This window comes from Bradyrhizobium sp. 17 (assembly GCF_023073515.1).
Classification (GTDB): domain Bacteria; phylum Pseudomonadota; class Alphaproteobacteria; order Rhizobiales; family Xanthobacteraceae; genus Bradyrhizobium; species Bradyrhizobium canariense_D.
Window position 1 is genome coordinate 23,867 of the sequence record NZ_JADPJQ010000128.1, and the last position, 14,784, is coordinate 38,650.

A 14,784-nucleotide genomic window follows, 5' to 3' on the forward strand; every position below is an offset into this window, starting at 1 on the left:
GCGCGTGGCAGGAACCCCTACTCGTCCTTCTTCGACATCCGCTCGAGGCGTTCCTGCATGTCCTTCATCTGCTGGCGCAGATCGTCGATATTGCTGTCCTTTGGGGCTTCGGCGGCCGGCTCGGGCGCCGGCTCCGCGGAGCCCGCGGGGCGGGCTGCGCCGGGCGCGAAAGGCTTGAACATCGAGAAGGTCTGCTGGAACAGCTCCATGTTGCGGCGGACCTGTTCCTCCAGCGGCGCAAACGGGGTTCCCGACAGCGAGGTGGCGATCTGCTTGCGGAACTTCTCCTGCTCCTGAGTGAGCGAGGCGATGGCCTGCTCCAGATATTTCGGCACCACCATCTGCATGCTGTCGCCGTAGAAGCGGATCAGCTGGCGCAGGAAGGTGGTCGGGAGCAGGTTCTGGCCGGCCTTGTTCTCCTGCTCGAAGATGATCTGGGCAAGCACGGAGCGGGTGATGTCGTCGCCAGTCTTGGCGTCGTAAACCAGGAAATCTTCGCCATCCTTGACCATGGCGGCGAGGTCTTCCAGCGTCACGTAAGTGCTCGTCCCGGTGTTATAGAGCCGGCGGTTCGCGTATTTCTTGATCGTGGTGGGTTGGTCTGATTTCGCCATGGGCTCTCACTTGCAAGCGCGGAGAACGGGAACCTGACGGGCTATGCCGCAGGGCGGGAAGAGTACGCAACGCAACAAAATAAGCATTTTCAAAGGGGTCACGCTACCGTTTTGTGCGCCACGGTTAATCGGGCAGCAAAAACGTGCTTGCGAAAGCGCCAAGAACGCTATTTTGAATGCGCTGCGGGATGAATTCGGCCACCGGCCGATTGACATGCCTCAACGACGTTAACAGGATGCCGTCCGAGACTGGCGAGCCGTTTCCCCAGCCCCGTCTGCCCCCATTCAACCCAGGAGATGCCCATGTCAGACGATGTCGTCATCGTCAGCGCCGCCCGCACCCCGGTCGGAAGCTTCAACGGAGCGTTCGCAACCCTTCCCGCCCATGATCTCGGCGCCATTGCCATCAAGGCCGCGCTGGAGCGCGGCGGCATCGAGCCCGGCCGGGTCTCCGAAGTCATCATGGGCCAGATCCTGACCGCCGCCCAGGGCCAGAACCCGGCCCGTCAGGCTTCGATCAATGCCGGCATTCCGGTCGAGAGCCCGGCCTGGGGTGTCAACCAGCTCTGCGGCTCGGGCCTGCGCACCGTTGCGCTCGGCTATCAGGCGCTGCTCAACGGCGATTCCGAGATCGTGGTCGCCGGCGGCCAGGAATCCATGAGCATGGCTCCGCACGCCCAGTACCTGCGTGGCGGCGTCAAGATGGGTGCAGTCGAATTCATCGACACCATGATCAAGGACGGTCTGTGGGACGCCTTCAACGGCTATCACATGGGCAACACCGCCGAGAACGTCGCGCGGCAGTGGCAGATCACCCGCGCCCAGCAGGACGAGTTCGCGGTCGCCTCGCAGCAGAAGGCCGAGGCCGCGCAGAAGGCCGGTAAATTCAACGACGAAATCGTTCCCGTCACCATCAAGGGACGCAAGGGCGATGTCGTCGTCAGCGCCGACGAATATCCGCGCCATGGCGCAACGGTCGACGCGATGGCGAAGCTTCGTCCCGCCTTCGAGAAGGACGGCACGGTCACCGCGGGCTCGGCGTCCGGCATCAACGACGGCGCTGCTGCCGTGGTGCTGATGACCGCCAAGCAGGCCGCCAAGGAAGGCAAGAAGCCGCTCGCGCGCATCGTGTCCTGGGCGCAGGCGGGCGTCGATCCGAAGATCATGGGCTCGGGCCCGATCCCGGCCTCGCGTGCCGCGCTGAAGAAGGCCGGCTGGAACGTCGGCGATCTCGACCTGATCGAGGCCAACGAAGCCTTCGCTGCGCAAGCCTGTGCCGTCAACAAGGACCTCGGCTGGGATACCTCCAAGGTCAACGTCAACGGCGGCGCGATCGCGATCGGCCATCCGGTCGGTGCCTCCGGCGCCCGCGTGCTGGTGACGCTGCTCCACGAGATGCAGAAGCGCGATTCGAAGAAGGGCCTCGCCACGCTGTGCATCGGTGGCGGCATGGGTATCGCGATGTGTGTGGCGCGCGACTGAGATAGTTGACGCGTCATTTGCGCGTGCGCTGCACACGTGACTGAGTGCGTTGCACGCGATTAAAAAGGCAGCGGTTGCAAATCAAATATTCTTCGCAACCGTACAAGCCTCGACTAAAGAGAAACGCCCGGCTCGACGCCGGGCGTTTTGTTCTTGATGTCCGTCAAACGTCCCCCATAATCCGCACTTAAAAACGATCACTCAGAAACGTCCGAAGAGTCCAAGGGAAGGAAATACGATATGGCACGTGTTGCATTGGTGACGGGTGGTACGCGGGGCATCGGAGCTGCGATCAGCAAAGCGCTGAAGGCGGCCGGCTACAAGGTTGCGGCGAGTTATGCCGGCAACGACGCGGCGGCGGAGAAGTTCAAGGCCGAGACCGGCATCGCCGTCTACAAATGGGACGTCAGCAGTTTCGATGCATGCGCCGAGGGCGTGAAGAAGGTCGAGGCGGACGTCGGGCCGATCGACGTGCTCGTCAACAATGCCGGCATCACCCGCGACACCGCCTTCCACAAGATGACGCTCGAGCAGTGGAACGCCGTCATCAATACCAATCTCGGTTCGCTGTTCAACATGACGCGTCCCATCATTGAAGGCATGCGTGCGCGCAAGTTCGGCCGCATCATTTCGATCTCGTCGATCAACGGCCAAAAGGGACAGTTTGGCCAGGTCAACTATTCCGCGGCGAAGGCCGGTGACATCGGCTTCACCAAGGCACTTGCGCTCGAGAACGCCAAGGGCGGCATCACCGTCAACGCGATCTGCCCCGGCTACATCAACACCGAAATGGTGCAGGCAGTGCCAAAGGACGTCCTGGAAAAGAACGTGATCCCGCAGATCCCGGTTAACCGGCTCGGCGAACCGGAAGAGATCGCACGTGCGGTCGTGTTCCTGGCGGCGGACGAGGCCGGCTTCATGACCGGCTCGACGCTGACCATCAATGGCGGCCAATATCAGGCCTGATGGCGCCCATTCTCTTGGCGCAACGTCGCTGAGGCAAAATATGTAGCTTCAGTCGCGACAAGGCGATAGTGAGGACGAAAATGCCCGGCCTTGTGCCGGGCATAAACGTCCTCAGAGCCTTTGATCGATGACTCCCCGCACCGCAACGCTGATCGGATTGACCGCGATCCTGATGTGGTCGCTGCTGTCAGTGATGACGGTGGCGACCGGAAAGATCCCGGCATTCCAGCTGGCCGCGATGACGTTCGCGATCGGCGGGCTCGTCGGCCTGCTCACCTGGATCGGCCGCGGCGCAGCGGCCAAAAGCCTGCGTCAGCCGCTGGTCGTGTGGATCGTCGGTGTCGGCGGACTGTTCGGCTATCACGCGCTGTATTTCCTCGCGCTGCGCTTTGCGCCACCGGCTGAAGCCGGCCTGCTGAATTATCTGTGGCCGCTCCTGATCGTGCTGTTCTCGTCGTTTCTGCCGGGCGAGCGGCTTGCCGTGCATCACGTCGTTGGCGCCCTGCTCGGCCTCGTCGGCACCGTGCTGCTGTTCGCCGGTAACACCTCGGGCTTCACGCAGGGACAATTGCCGGGTTTGGCCGCGGCCTTCATCGCAGCGTTCGTGTGGGCGATCTATTCGGTGTTGTCGCGGCGACTGAAGGCGGTGCCGACCGATGCGGTCGCGGGATTCTGCCTCGCCACCGCGGTGCTCGCCGCGCTGATGCATGGACTGCTTGAAACCACGGTGTGGCCGGACACGACGCTGCAATGGCTCTCCGTCATCGCGCTCGGCATCGGTCCCGTCGGTGCTGCGTTCTACGCCTGGGACATCGGCATGAAGCGTGGCGACATCCGCGTGCTCGGCGCCGCCTCCTATGCGACGCCGCTGCTCTCGACCGGCTTCCTCATCGCCGCTGGCTTTGCCAATGCCAGCGCCAACATCACCATCGCCGCGATCCTGATCGCCGGCGGCGGCCTGATTGCGGCGAAGGACATGTTGCTGCGGAAGCGGTAGCATCATTGCCGGCGCAAGCCGAAGCGACAGGGCCTTAGGGCTCCCAGCCCTTCGGCGCGAGCTCGAACTTCGCGAACTCGAAGGCGGGCGCCACGGTGCAGCCGACCAGGGTCCACTCGCCGGTGGTCTCTGCCGTCTGCCACGCATCGGCCGGCACGATCGCCTGCGGCCGCTCGCCGTTCAACAGGTCCGTACCGAGCCGTACCTCGTGCTGGGAGCAGCCTTCGTGCGCTATCCGCAGGGTCAGCGGGCTGCCGGCGTAATAGTGCCAGCTCTCGACAGCATCGATGCGATGCCAGTGCGAACGCTCGCCGCGCGCCAGCAGAAAATAGATCAGGGTCGAGCGCGCGCGGCCGTTGGCGTCGGTGGTCTGGTCGCGAAACGTCTCTCGGTAATGCCCGCCTTCGGGATGCGGGCGGAGTTCGAGGCGCGCGATGATCTCGGCTGCGGTCGGCATCGATTCCCGTCAGGATCTGTTCTTCAAGACTTGTTCTTGCGCTCGCGCAGCTCGCCGAACACCGCGGTGGCATCCGCGCCCTTCATGTGCAGCCTGGCTGCGATCGAGGGTTCGTCGGCGCGCAGGAACACGTTTGTCCGCTTCTCGTCACCAAGCAGCGCGGGAATGGTCGGCTTGTTCTCGGCCCGCAGCCTCGCCACCTCCGCCGCGCGCGACTGCAGCGCCGCATTGTCGGGGTCGACGGTCAGCGCGAACTTGACGTTGGAGGCCGTGTATTCATGGCCGCAATAGAGCTTGAAGTCGTCGGGCAGGGCACGCAGCTTCAGAAGCGAATCCCACATCATCGGATAGGTGCCCTCGAACACGCGGCCGCAGCCGATCGAGAACAGCGTGTCGGCGGCGAACAGCGCTTTGTCGGTGTCGAACACATAGGAGATGTGGTCGAGCGTGTGGCCGGGCGTCTCCAGTACGCGCCCCAGCAAGCTGCCGACCCTGACGATTTCGGCATTGGCGACGCGCAGGTCGACGTCTGCGATCTCCGTCGTCTTGTCATGCGGCGCGACGACGCGGCAATTGTATTTCTGCTTGAGTTCGGCGACCCCGCCGACATGATCGCCATGATGATGGGTGATCAGAATGTCGGTGAGCTGCCACCCCTCGCGCTCGAGCGCCCTCACGATGGGGCCGGCCTCCGGCGCGTCGATCGACGCCGTCGCCTTGGTTTCCACATCGTGGATGAGGTAACCGAAATTGTCGTTTAAACAGGTGAAAGTACGAATTTCGGCGGCCATGTCATCTCCGATCGCGCTCAGCTCCGTCAGACAAATATGGCGTTAACGTTGCGCAGGCAATGCAATATTCCGCGCGCGGGGGCCGCCTCGTGCATGTTACATTGCGATCATGACCATTGATGTCGTCGACCTCCGCGAGTTCTACTCCCGTCGCCTCGGGATTGTGGCGCGGCAAATGATCAATCGCGGCATTCGGGAGCGCTGGCCGCGCGTCGATGGCCAGCGGGTGCTCGGCTTCGGCTATCCCACGCCCTATCTCGGGTTGTTCCGCGAGGACGCGGAGCGCTGCATCGCCTTCATGCCCTCGGCCCAGGGCGTCCTGAAATGGCCCACCGGACGGCCGGCGCTTGCCTCGCTGGTGGACGAGTTCTCGCTGCCGCTTCCCGACGCCGCGGTCGATCGCATCCTGCTGGTCCACGCACTGGAAATGTCGGACGATCCGGCCGCGCTGCTGCGCGAGGCATGGCGCGTGCTGTCGCCGTCCGGTCGCGTGATTGCGGTCATCCCGAACCGGCGCGGGGTGTGGACCCGCACCGACAGCACGCCGTTCGGTCACGGCCGGCCCTATTCGCGTTCGCAGATCACGGACCTGTTGCGCCAGACCTGGTTCACCCCGACCGCCTGGGGCGAGGCGCTGTTCATGCCGCCCTATGCCGGGGGCTGGGTGCTGAAATCCGCACAGATGTGGGAGCGGGCCGGCGCGGCGCTGTCGCTGCCCTTCGCCGGCGTGCACATCGTCGAGGCGACCAAGCAGGTCTACCGCGCGATCCCCGCCAAGCGCGAGCGGGCGCGGCTCATTCCATCACTGGCGAAGCCGGTGCTGGTACCATCCTCGACGACGGCGACGCGCGGCTAAAAACAAATCGTCCCGGACATGCCGGGACGATTCGGGTCAGGACATCTGGCGCAAGATGTCCGGCGAAAGGCTTACTCGCCGGGAGCCACTTCGTCGCTTGAGGCGGCCGGAGCGGCTTCGCGCTCGGGGCGCGGGCCATTCGGGCGGCGGCGCCGCCGCGGAAAGCGCTCGCCACCACCACCTTCGAAGCCGGCCTGGCCGGGCGCGCCACCGCTCACCTGCGGCTGCGGGCCGGTGATGAAGGAAGGCAAACGATCGACGCTGACGGCGTCGGCGACGACGGGCTGAGGCTGGTTCAGCGGTAGCGGTTGCGGCTGGGGCTGATATTGCGGCTGCGGACGATGGTCGCGTTCGCGATGCTCGCGCGGCTGCTGGTTGTCGCGCTGATAAGCATGGTTGTCGCGGGGCTGATGATCACGCGGCTGATGATCGCGCGGGCCGTCGCGGTCGCGGGTGAAGGGCGGCGGTGGCGGCTGTGGGACAAAACCCGGTTCCTGGCCGAAATTCGAGAAATTCTCGCCGTCGTCCTCGCCGTCGTCACCGCTGTTGTTGCTGATGGGCTCGTCGCCGCGCGGTTGCTGGTTCTGCCGGAACTGTTCCTGAGCCGTCGCGATCAGACGAAAATAATGCTCGGCATGCTGGTAGTAGTTCTCGGCCGCAACGGGGTCTCCGGAGGAGCGCGCGTCGCGCGCGAGCTGGAGATACTTTTCAGCAATATGCGAAGCCGTGCCGCGGATCTTGATGTCAGGTCCGTTGGACTCGTAGACCCGGGTCATCGGGTTCTGGCCGCGCCGGTTATTATTGTTGTTATTGTTATTATTATTGTTGCGGTTGCGCATCCGCTGCTTGTTCTGACCGTTTCTCATGTCCTGCCTTTAATTCCAGCCCTAAAGGTTGCACGCATTACTGATTGCCGAGAGTGACCTGATGACAGCGGTTCACATCGCTTGCGCGCAACCGCACGCAAGAGCGGATTGATCCCTGCCGATGTTCGTCGACCGTCGCGTTCAACAAAAGACGCGTTCCCCACCGCCAGCATCCATCGCCAGCGAACCCATTCATATCGCCTGCCGAAACAAGCCCTGCTTTGTTGCGTAAGTCTTCAAGCGCAATATCAGGCTTTCGTTCACGTTGCGGTCGGTAAGCAGCGCAGCTCAAATGGCCATCGCGCTCAACAGGACCTGCGGCTTGGAACCATTATCAGTAAGCTCTCGCCCGAGAGCCCGGCTTTCGCCCGTAGGTCTACGGGGCCGGCACCGATGTGTTGATAGGAAGGTAGTCGTTCCCAAGGGATATTCCAAGAGGTTTTTTGCAGCCCAATCCGGCTTTTATGGGGGCATTTTCCGGGCCGAAACCGCCCGTGGGATGCCCGCCAGATCGGCCTTGGGCGGCCTGTCCACGACCAACGCGGCAGCCGTCATCAAGGTTTCAATATTGCGGGCCTGGCCCTGTCCGGCCTCGACGATCAGTGCTCCGCCGGGAGCGAGACGTTCAGTCGCCTGCGGGATCAGGGCGCGATAGGCGTCGTAACCGTCATTGCCGCCGTCGAGCGCCAGGTGCGGATCGTGCTCGCGCACCTCGATGCTCAATTTCGGAATTTCGGCCGACGGGATATAGGGCGGATTCGACACGACGAGGTCGAACGGGCCGCGGAGCGCCGCTGCGTAGGAGCAGCCGACGAAGCTGGCGCGGTCGGCGAGGCCAAGAGCCGCGGCGTTGTCTCTGGCGGTCTTGAGCGCGGTCAGACTGAGATCGGTGCCGACGCCGACGGCGCCGGGAATTTCGTGCAGCAGCGCGAGCAGGATGGCGCCGGATCCGGTGCCGATATCGGCGATGCACGGGCGCCGTCCCGAATTCGTAAGCCCATGAAAGATCTCGAGCGCCAGTTCGACCACGGCCTCGGTATCCGGCCGCGGGACCAGCGTCGCCTCGGATAGCTGGAACGGCAGGCCCCAGAATTCCCGAGCGCCGAGAATGCGGGCGACGGGCTCATGCGCGAGCCGGCGCTGCGCATACGCTTCCAGCCGCGCAGCCTCTTCAGGCGCGAGTTGTCGGCCCGCCTGCGTCACCATCCCGGTCAGATCAAGCCTCAGCGCAGCTCCGACGAGCAGGCGCGCATCGAGGGCGGGCTGCTCGATGCCGGCCGATTGCAGCCGTGCCGCAAGCACGCGCCGCGCACTCTCGATGCTGTGTCCTGGATCGAAATCTGTCGCCAATGGAACCATCCTGCCTAGCATCGTGGATAGATCGGCTGGCTTGCTTGCGTCAATGAAAAGGAGCGCGTCAGATCGCGCCTCGCAACCAAGGAGGGTCCATGACGCCCTACGACGATCAGAACGTCTTCGCAAAGATCCTGCGTGGCGAGATCCCCTGTTTCGAGGTTTTCAGGGACGACCGTAGCCTCGCCTTCCTCGACATCATGCCGCGTTCGCCCGGGCACACGCTGGTCGTTCCCCGGGCGCCGGCACGCGGCATCCTCGACATCGCGGATGACGACCTCGCCGCGGTCGCCCGAACCGCCAAGCGGATCGCGATTGCCGCGATGAAGGCGTTCGACGCCGAGGGCATCATCCTTCAGCAGTTCAGCGAGCCGGCCAGCGGCCAGGTGGTCTTTCACCTGCACATGCACGTCATGCCGGTCAGGGCCGGAATCGAGCTGCTGCCGGCGCAGACGCGCAAGGAGGACACGGCGGTGCTCGCCGCTCACGCCAGGCGAATGATCGCCGCTCTCTAGACGCCGAGATAGCGCTGGAGCAGCTCCGGCTGGGCCTTGAGCTCCCGCGCCGGCCCTTCGTGCACGATATGTCCGTTGTTGATGATGTAGATCCGTGTCGCCAGCGCCAGCGTCGCCGCCAGGTTCTGCTCGACCAGCACGATGGTCTGGCCGGCGGCGGCGAGCTCGCGGCAGGCCTTGACCAGATCGTGGACGATGACGGGCGCGAGTCCCTCGAACGGCTCGTCCAGCAGCACGATCTTGGGATCACGCACGAGCGCCCGTGCGATCGCGAGCATCTGCTGTTCGCCCCCGGATAGCTCGGTGCCGCGGTTGTTGCGCCGCTGCTTCAGCCGCGGAAACATCTCGTAGATGCGATCGAGCGGCCAGCGTTTCGGCGCGGTGATGCCGGCGAGGACGATGTTTTCCTCCACCGACAGGCTGCCGAAAATGCGGCGTTCCTCGTGCACGAGCTGCATGCCGGCCTGCGCGATTCTGTGGCTCTTGCGCCCGGCGATATCGATGCCGTCGAATTTCACGCTGCCGCTACGCGGCGTCACGACGCCCATAAGGCTCTTCAGCGTGGTGCTCTTGCCGGCGCCGTTGCGTCCGAGCAGCGCCACCACCTCGTGACGCTCGACATGCATGGCGACGTCGAACAGGATGTGGGAGTCCCCGTAATAGCTGTTCAGGCCGTTGACCTCGATCAGGCTCATGCCGCGATCTCTCCGTGCACGCCACCGAGATAGGCTTCCTGGACGGCGGCGTTGGCCTTGATTTCCTCCGGCGTGCCGGAGACCAGCACCCGGCCTTCCTGGAGCACGGTGACGCGCTCGACCAACTCGAACAGCGAATCCATGTCGTGGTCGATGATGATCATGGTACGGCCGCGCGCGATCGACTTGAGCAGCTTGACGGTCTCGAGACGCTCTCGCGGGCTCATGCCGGCGAGCGGCTCGTCAAGCAGCAACAGGCGCGGCGACGTGGCGAGCGCAAGCCCGATTTCCAGCCTGCGCTTCTCGCCATAGGCGAGCTCGGACACGGGCGTGTCGGCACGACGGGTCAGGTTCACCAAAGCGAGCGTGTGCGCCACCTGCTCCGTCAGGCCCTTGACGCCGCCGAGCGTGCGGAACAGGTCGAGCCGGAATTTTCCGCGCAGTTCGGCAAGGGCTGCGATCGTCAGGTTCTCCCGCACCGTCAACCCGGTGAAGAGCTGGTTGACCTGGTAGCTTTTGGTCAGTCCGAGCTGGCAAACCTCGGTGACCTTCAATCCCGTGATGTCGCGGCCCTCGAACACGATCTGGCCGGAGCTCGGCGCGATCTCGCAGGTCAGCATCTTGAAAAAGGTTGATTTGCCGGCGCCGTTGGGGCCGATGATCCCGCGCAGCTCGCCCCGATTGACGCTGAAATCGATGTCGCTGTTGGCAACGAGGCCGCCATAGCGCTTGGTCAGGCCGGTGGCTTTCAGGATCGGCCCGGAATAGGCGGGGTGCTCGACCTCCTTGGCCTGCATCGGCGCCGGTGGAGGTTGCAGCCTGGCCTCGGTGTCAGCGGCGTCCTGCTCCATCTCCGCATCCGTCTGCTTTCGCTTTCCCGAGACGAGGCGGTAGAGATCGGCAAGGCCGCCGATGATGCCGCCGCGCAGGAAGCAGACCAGCAGCACGAACACGACACCCAGCACCAACTTCCAGGCTGCGCCGAGGCCCAGTGCGGACTGCAGGAAGTCCTGAAGGAACAGCCAAACGGTTGCGCCGACCAGCGGTCCGAACAGCGTGCCCCTGCCGCCGATGGCCGTCTGCATCACGAGCTGGCCCGAGGTGTCGAAGGTGAAGGCGTCGGGCGGCATGAAGGCCTGGAGCACGCCGAGCAGTCCGCCGGCGAAGCCCGCGTAAGCGGCTGCGATCACGAAGGCGGTCAGCTTGTAGCCATGGATGTTGTGGCCGACGGCCGTGGCGCGCAGCGGATTGTCGCGGATCGCACTCAGAACCGCGCCGACCGGCGAGCGCACGATCCTGAGGGCGATGACAACGCCGACGAAATAGCACAGCGCGATGAACTGATAGAGCGACCAGCCATTGGTGAAGTGGATGGAGATGAAGCCGAGATTGAAGCTCGGCGTCGGCACGCCGGGCAGGCCGTTTTCGCCGCCGGTGAAATCGGAAAGTGGATTGAATTCGACGAAGAAGAACACTTCCGCGATTGCCACGGTGATCATCGCGAAATAGATGCCGGTGCGGCGCAATGCGATCAGGCCGATCAGGTAGCCGGTCGCTGCGGCCGCGATCATGCCGATGATCAGCGCGCCCAGCACGTTGCCGAAGCCCGCGCGGGTCAGCAGGTAGGCGGCGACGAAGCCGCCGGTGCCGTAGAAGGCGGACTGGCCGAACGAGAGCAGGCCGGTGAAGCCGAACAGGATGTCGAAGCCGAGCCCGAACAGGCCCCAGACCAGGATCCTGTTCACGGTGTTCGGCGCGAACCCGAGATGAGGCAGCACGAAGGGGGCTGCGATCAAGCCGATCGCAGTCAGGGCTTCGATCAGGAAGGGGCGTTGCTTGAGCATCAGGTGATCGCTTACTCGCGGCCCTGGACGCCGAGCAGGCCATGCGGTCGTACCACGAGTACGAGCGTCATCGCCGCAAACAGCATCACATAGGCATAGCCGGGGTTGAACATGGAGGTGACGCTGATGATCTCGCCGGCGATCAGGCCGCCGAGAATTGCGCCGGGGAACGAACCGACGCCGCCGATCACCACCACCACGAAAGTCTGGACCAGGATGTCGTCACCGATGCCCGGTGTCAGCGACACCACCGGCGCGTTGACGATGCCGGCAAAGCCGGCGGCCATTGCGCCGATGCCGAAGACCACCATGAAGACGCGATAGACATTGATGCCAAGCGAATCCACCATCACCGAATCCTCGATGCCGGCGCGCACAATCATGCCCAGCCGGGTCCGGTAGAGCACGATGAACAATGCGCCGAGGGCGATCGCGACGATGCCGACGACGGCGAGGCGGTAGGTCGGATAGAACATGAAGCCGAGATTGGTGATGCCCTGGAATAGCGCCGGCGGCGGCACCAGCTGCGACTGGCTCGAGAAGATCAGGCGCACGAGCTCGACGAAACAGATGCCGAGCCCGAAGGTCACGAGCAGCTGATCCTCGTGCGGACGATGATAGAAATGACGGATGATGCCGCGTTCCATGAGAACGCCGAGCAGCATCACGAACAGGGAGCCCGCGATCACGGCAAGGGTGAACGACTCCGTGTACTGATAGGCGACGAAGCCGGCATAGCCGCCGATCATGAACATCGCGCCGTGTGCGAGGTTGAGCACGCCGAGCGTGCCGTAGATGATGGTCAGGCCGGAGCTGATCAGCGCGAGCAGGGCGCCGAGCGCGAGCCCGTTGAAAAGCTGTGAAACGAGGTTGGGCCAACTTATCATGCGACAATCGCTGTTGTGGCGCGCGATGTTGCGCGTCAGAAAAAGGCGACGCCGCGGGACCGGAGTGCAGTCCGCGGCGTCACAGGGGTTGGCGAGGTCTCAGCTGTAGTCGCCGAGATGGCAGCCGAAGGCGTCGGGCTTCTGCATCAGGCCTTCACCCGGGACGATCTCGACGACGTCGTACCAGTCTTCCTTGTTCTTCATGTCCTTCTGCTGCTTGCCCTTGACGATGATCACCGGGCGGACGCATTGGTGATCCTCCGGGCGGTAATGGACGTCGCCGACCAGGGAGGGGATCGTCTCGCCCTTCTCGTAGGTCTTGATCACGTCAGGCGGACTGAAGCTGCCGGCCTGCTCGCACATGTGCGCCCAATGCGCGAAGCTGACATAGGCGTTCTCGGCGCCCCATTCGGGCTTGTAGCCGTACTTCTTCTCGAACGCTTCGTTGAACATTTTCGCCAGCGGGAACTTGTCCTCGATGGTCCACCAATAGTCGGTGGCGGCGTAGACGCCCTGCATCAGGCCCCCGGTCTCGCGCGCGATGAAAGGCACCTGGTACGGCACGACCAGCTTCATCTTGTCGAGCACGCCAAACTGCTTGGCCTGTTGTGTCGACAGTACCGCGTCGTGGCCCCAATTGACGTTGATCAGCACGTCGGCGCCGGAGTTGGCGACGTTCAGCAGGTATGAGGAATAGTCGGGGGCGCCGAGCGGGGCGACCTGGTTGGTCACGGTGGTCCAGCCGGCGGTCGCCAGGAAGTCCTGCATCGATTTGGTAACGGTGTGGCCGTAGGTGTAGTCGGGCGTCAGATACGCCGCCTTCTTGCCCTTGCCGAACTCACGTACCATCACCGGGCCGATCGCTGCGGCCGCAGTCTGGCCGTAGAAGTTCTGGCGAAAGCCGTAGCGGACGCAATCCTTGCCGGTGGTGTCGTTCGAGCCGGAAATGCCGCATACGAAAATCACATGTTCGCGCTGGGCGAGCTTGTTCAGCGCCACCGCAACGGCGCTCGACGTGCCGCCGGTGATCATGATCGCCTTGTTCTCGCTGATGAAGCGCTGCTGCGCCTGCACTGCCTCGTTCGGCTTGGCCGCGGAATCGGCGACGCCGAACTTCAGCTCCTTGCCGAGCACGCCCTTGCTGGTCTTGGGCGAGATCTTCTTGATCAGCTCGTGGCCTTCATTGATGTGCTCGATCGCGAGCTGGTAGCCCTTGAGCTCGTCTTCACCCTGCACGGCATAGGTGCCGGTGCGCGGCACCGAGATGCCGATGAAGGCGGTGGAGCCCGAGACCCCTGCGGGGTAGGAGCCGATCGCCGGCTTGTCCTCGGCAAACGCCGGCATCCCCGGCAGAACCGCGCCACCGATGAGGCCCGCGGTGGTCTGAAGCAGGCCACGGCGCGAAAGGCCGCGGCGGATGAGATTGTCAGTCATGATCGTTTCCTCCTAACGTCGTTCTTGTTTGCAGGCAAAGCACGACCTGTCCGACGGCAGCCGGCCTCGAAGGCCTGTCCGCGCCGGGCACGTCACATCCGCGTGTAGCTCTTGGGCGCAAGCATTGCTTGTGAACGCCTTCTGTCAATTTCGTCTTTGGTCGAACGCCGAAAATTATCTCGTGAAAACATATCGCATCACGATATATATTAGCCTTTGTGAGTACGAGGCTGGCGGGTTCGGCGAGAGAAATGGCGCGGCAGACGACAGTGGCGGGTACCCGAAAGCGACGGTCGTGGCCGCAAGGTGCGGAGCGGCAGGAGGCGGCGTGGCCGGAAGAGGTGAGCGGGCAGCGGGCGACACCGCAGTCCGGCGATGCCTCGCGCATGCCCGATCCGCGCAACTGGCCGGCCGGCCGGCGCGGGCCCGCCGTCGGCCCCGTTCAGGCGAAGCGCGCGCCCGGTCCGATGCAGAAGCTGAGCGTGCGCGCCCAGAACGTCCTCAAGGAACTCGCGGTCGAGCTCACTGCCGAGCAACCGCCGAAGGGGAATTGGTCGCCCTCGCGCGAATTGCTGCTTGCGCTGACGGCCGAACGCCTCGCGACCGCGCGCAATTGCGGTCCTCACACGATGAGGGAAATCATCGACTGGGCGCAGGGCTGTGGCGTGACGATCAAGCCGGTGATCCCGCCCGGCGGCTCGCTGTCGCAGATGTGGGCCGAGTTGATTAGCAATGCATCCGCGGGTGCCTTGACCAGCGCCGAGATTGCCGGCGCGCTGCAGCGCTCGATCCGGCGAAAGAGCGTCCGTATCCCGATCGCGTTCCAGGTCATCCTGGTGAAGATCCTGCTGTCCAGCTTCGAATAGGTGGCGATATTTGTGTGTCCGGGGCGCCGGTCGGTTGGTTCGGCTTGGCCTTCCTTGCTAGTCTCGGTGAGGCCGCCCGTTGCACCGGCTGGCTCGACGTCGCAGGCAGGGAATGGCCCCATCGAAGCGGAAGACGACACGCCCGGCGCGTGCTGTGCCCA

The 14,784-nt window shown here is 64.1% G+C and carries 15 protein-coding genes; 6 read left to right on the top strand and 9 right to left on the bottom strand.

Annotated elements, in window-relative coordinates:
• Nucleotides 1–17: 17 nt before the first annotated feature.
• Nucleotides 18–614, bottom strand: coding sequence for a polyhydroxyalkanoate synthesis repressor PhaR (gene phaR / locus IVB13_RS35190; RefSeq protein ID WP_018452879.1), 597 nt, complete (start codon nt 612–614; stop codon nt 18–20).
• 303 nt (nt 615–917) lie between these two features.
• Between phaR and IVB13_RS35195 the strand changes: the two genes are divergently transcribed.
• From IVB13_RS35195 to IVB13_RS35205, 3 genes are all read left to right on the top strand, one after another.
• A complete protein-coding gene (locus IVB13_RS35195) occupies nt 918–2,096 on the top strand; it encodes an acetyl-CoA C-acetyltransferase (protein WP_018452880.1) in 1,179 nt (392 codons plus the stop codon).
• Between the two features lie 240 nt (nt 2,097–2,336).
• A complete protein-coding gene (phbB, locus tag IVB13_RS35200) occupies nt 2,337–3,062 on the top strand; it encodes an acetoacetyl-CoA reductase (RefSeq protein ID WP_018452881.1) in 726 nt (241 codons plus the stop codon).
• A gap of 127 nt (nt 3,063–3,189) precedes the next feature.
• The gene (locus IVB13_RS35205; protein ID WP_018452882.1) at nt 3,190–4,059 is read left to right on the top strand and encodes an EamA family transporter; all 870 of its coding nucleotides are present in this window, start codon (nt 3,190–3,192) and stop codon (nt 4,057–4,059) included.
• A 34-nt stretch (nt 4,060–4,093) separates the two neighbouring features.
• On the opposite strand, the gene IVB13_RS35210 is transcribed toward IVB13_RS35205, so the two are convergent.
• Together IVB13_RS35210 and gloB are read right to left on the bottom strand one after the other, a co-directional pair.
• Nucleotides 4,094–4,516, bottom strand: a complete 423-nt coding sequence (locus IVB13_RS35210; RefSeq protein WP_018452883.1) for a cupin domain-containing protein — start codon at nt 4,514–4,516, stop codon at nt 4,094–4,096.
• A gap of 23 nt (nt 4,517–4,539) precedes the next feature.
• Nucleotides 4,540–5,307, bottom strand: a complete 768-nt coding sequence (gene gloB / locus IVB13_RS35215; protein ID WP_018452884.1) for a hydroxyacylglutathione hydrolase — start codon at nt 5,305–5,307, stop codon at nt 4,540–4,542.
• A 109-nt stretch (nt 5,308–5,416) separates the two neighbouring features.
• Here gloB and IVB13_RS35220 point away from each other — a divergent pair, with 109 nt between their 5' ends.
• Nucleotides 5,417–6,163, top strand: coding sequence for a methyltransferase domain-containing protein (locus IVB13_RS35220; protein WP_007599158.1), 747 nt, complete (start codon nt 5,417–5,419; stop codon nt 6,161–6,163).
• A 71-nt stretch (nt 6,164–6,234) separates the two neighbouring features.
• On the opposite strand, the gene IVB13_RS35225 is transcribed toward IVB13_RS35220, so the two are convergent.
• Complete coding sequence (locus IVB13_RS35225) at nt 6,235–7,029, bottom strand: DUF4167 domain-containing protein (protein WP_018452885.1); 795 nt, start codon at nt 7,027–7,029, stop codon at nt 6,235–6,237.
• Between the two features lie 462 nt (nt 7,030–7,491).
• Nucleotides 7,492–8,388 (bottom strand): peptide chain release factor N(5)-glutamine methyltransferase, encoded by an 897-nt coding sequence (gene prmC, locus IVB13_RS35230; protein WP_018452886.1) that lies wholly within the window; start codon nt 8,386–8,388, stop codon nt 7,492–7,494.
• 89 nt (nt 8,389–8,477) lie between these two features.
• Between prmC and IVB13_RS35235 the strand changes: the two genes are divergently transcribed.
• Nucleotides 8,478–8,897 carry an HIT family protein gene (locus IVB13_RS35235; RefSeq protein WP_018452887.1) on the top strand — a complete coding sequence of 140 codons (420 nt, stop codon included), beginning with the start codon at nt 8,478–8,480 and terminating at the stop codon, nt 8,895–8,897.
• On the opposite strand, the gene IVB13_RS35240 is transcribed toward IVB13_RS35235, so the two are convergent.
• The 4 genes from IVB13_RS35240 to IVB13_RS35255 form a co-directional block, all read right to left on the bottom strand.
• The gene (locus IVB13_RS35240) at nt 8,894–9,592 is read right to left on the bottom strand and encodes an ABC transporter ATP-binding protein (protein ID WP_018452888.1); all 699 of its coding nucleotides are present in this window, start codon (nt 9,590–9,592) and stop codon (nt 8,894–8,896) included. The genes IVB13_RS35235 and IVB13_RS35240 overlap by 4 nt on opposite strands.
• Nucleotides 9,589–11,436 carry a branched-chain amino acid ABC transporter ATP-binding protein/permease gene (locus tag IVB13_RS35245; RefSeq protein WP_018452889.1) on the bottom strand — a complete coding sequence of 616 codons (1,848 nt, stop codon included), beginning with the start codon at nt 11,434–11,436 and terminating at the stop codon, nt 9,589–9,591. The genes IVB13_RS35240 and IVB13_RS35245 overlap by 4 nt, the downstream gene beginning before the upstream one ends.
• An 11-nt stretch (nt 11,437–11,447) precedes the next feature.
• On the bottom strand, nt 11,448–12,323 hold the full coding sequence (locus IVB13_RS35250; protein ID WP_018452890.1) for a branched-chain amino acid ABC transporter permease: 876 nt from the start codon (nt 12,321–12,323) through the stop codon (nt 11,448–11,450).
• 99 nt (nt 12,324–12,422) lie between these two features.
• Nucleotides 12,423–13,757, bottom strand: a complete 1,335-nt coding sequence (locus tag IVB13_RS35255) for a substrate-binding protein (protein WP_018452891.1) — start codon at nt 13,755–13,757, stop codon at nt 12,423–12,425.
• A 251-nt stretch (nt 13,758–14,008) separates the two neighbouring features.
• Between IVB13_RS35255 and IVB13_RS35260 the strand changes: the two genes are divergently transcribed.
• Nucleotides 14,009–14,623: a hypothetical protein gene (locus tag IVB13_RS35260; RefSeq protein WP_018452892.1), complete on the top strand. Its 615-nt coding sequence runs from the start codon at nt 14,009–14,011 to the stop codon at nt 14,621–14,623.
• Nucleotides 14,624–14,784: the final 161 nt, after the last annotated feature.

Bases quoted from the DNA above. Each gene is read 5' to 3' on its own strand.
- IVB13_RS35210 (WP_018452883.1), bottom strand. From the start codon at position 4,516: ATGCCGACCGCAGCCGAGATCATCGCGCGCCTCGAACTCCGCCCGCAT.
- phbB (WP_018452881.1), top strand. From the start codon at position 2,337: ATGGCACGTGTTGCATTGGTGACGGGTGGTACGCGGGGCATCGGAGCT.
- IVB13_RS35205 (WP_018452882.1), top strand. From the start codon at position 3,190: ATGACTCCCCGCACCGCAACGCTGATCGGATTGACCGCGATCCTGATG.
- prmC (WP_018452886.1), bottom strand. From the start codon at position 8,388: ATGGTTCCATTGGCGACAGATTTCGATCCAGGACACAGCATCGAGAGT.
- IVB13_RS35195 (WP_018452880.1), top strand. From the start codon at position 918: ATGTCAGACGATGTCGTCATCGTCAGCGCCGCCCGCACCCCGGTCGGA.
- IVB13_RS35220 (WP_007599158.1), top strand. From the start codon at position 5,417: ATGACCATTGATGTCGTCGACCTCCGCGAGTTCTACTCCCGTCGCCTC.
- IVB13_RS35250 (WP_018452890.1), bottom strand. From the start codon at position 12,323: ATGATAAGTTGGCCCAACCTCGTTTCACAGCTTTTCAACGGGCTCGCG.
- IVB13_RS35235 (WP_018452887.1), top strand. From the start codon at position 8,478: ATGACGCCCTACGACGATCAGAACGTCTTCGCAAAGATCCTGCGTGGC.
- IVB13_RS35245 (WP_018452889.1), bottom strand. From the start codon at position 11,436: ATGCTCAAGCAACGCCCCTTCCTGATCGAAGCCCTGACTGCGATCGGC.
- IVB13_RS35225 (WP_018452885.1), bottom strand. From the start codon at position 7,029: ATGAGAAACGGTCAGAACAAGCAGCGGATGCGCAACCGCAACAATAAT.
- gloB (WP_018452884.1), bottom strand. From the start codon at position 5,307: ATGGCCGCCGAAATTCGTACTTTCACCTGTTTAAACGACAATTTCGGT.
- phaR (WP_018452879.1), bottom strand. From the start codon at position 614: ATGGCGAAATCAGACCAACCCACCACGATCAAGAAATACGCGAACCGC.
- IVB13_RS35260 (WP_018452892.1), top strand. From the start codon at position 14,009: ATGGCGCGGCAGACGACAGTGGCGGGTACCCGAAAGCGACGGTCGTGG.
- IVB13_RS35255 (WP_018452891.1), bottom strand. From the start codon at position 13,757: ATGACTGACAATCTCATCCGCCGCGGCCTTTCGCGCCGTGGCCTGCTT.
- IVB13_RS35240 (WP_018452888.1), bottom strand. From the start codon at position 9,592: ATGAGCCTGATCGAGGTCAACGGCCTGAACAGCTATTACGGGGACTCC.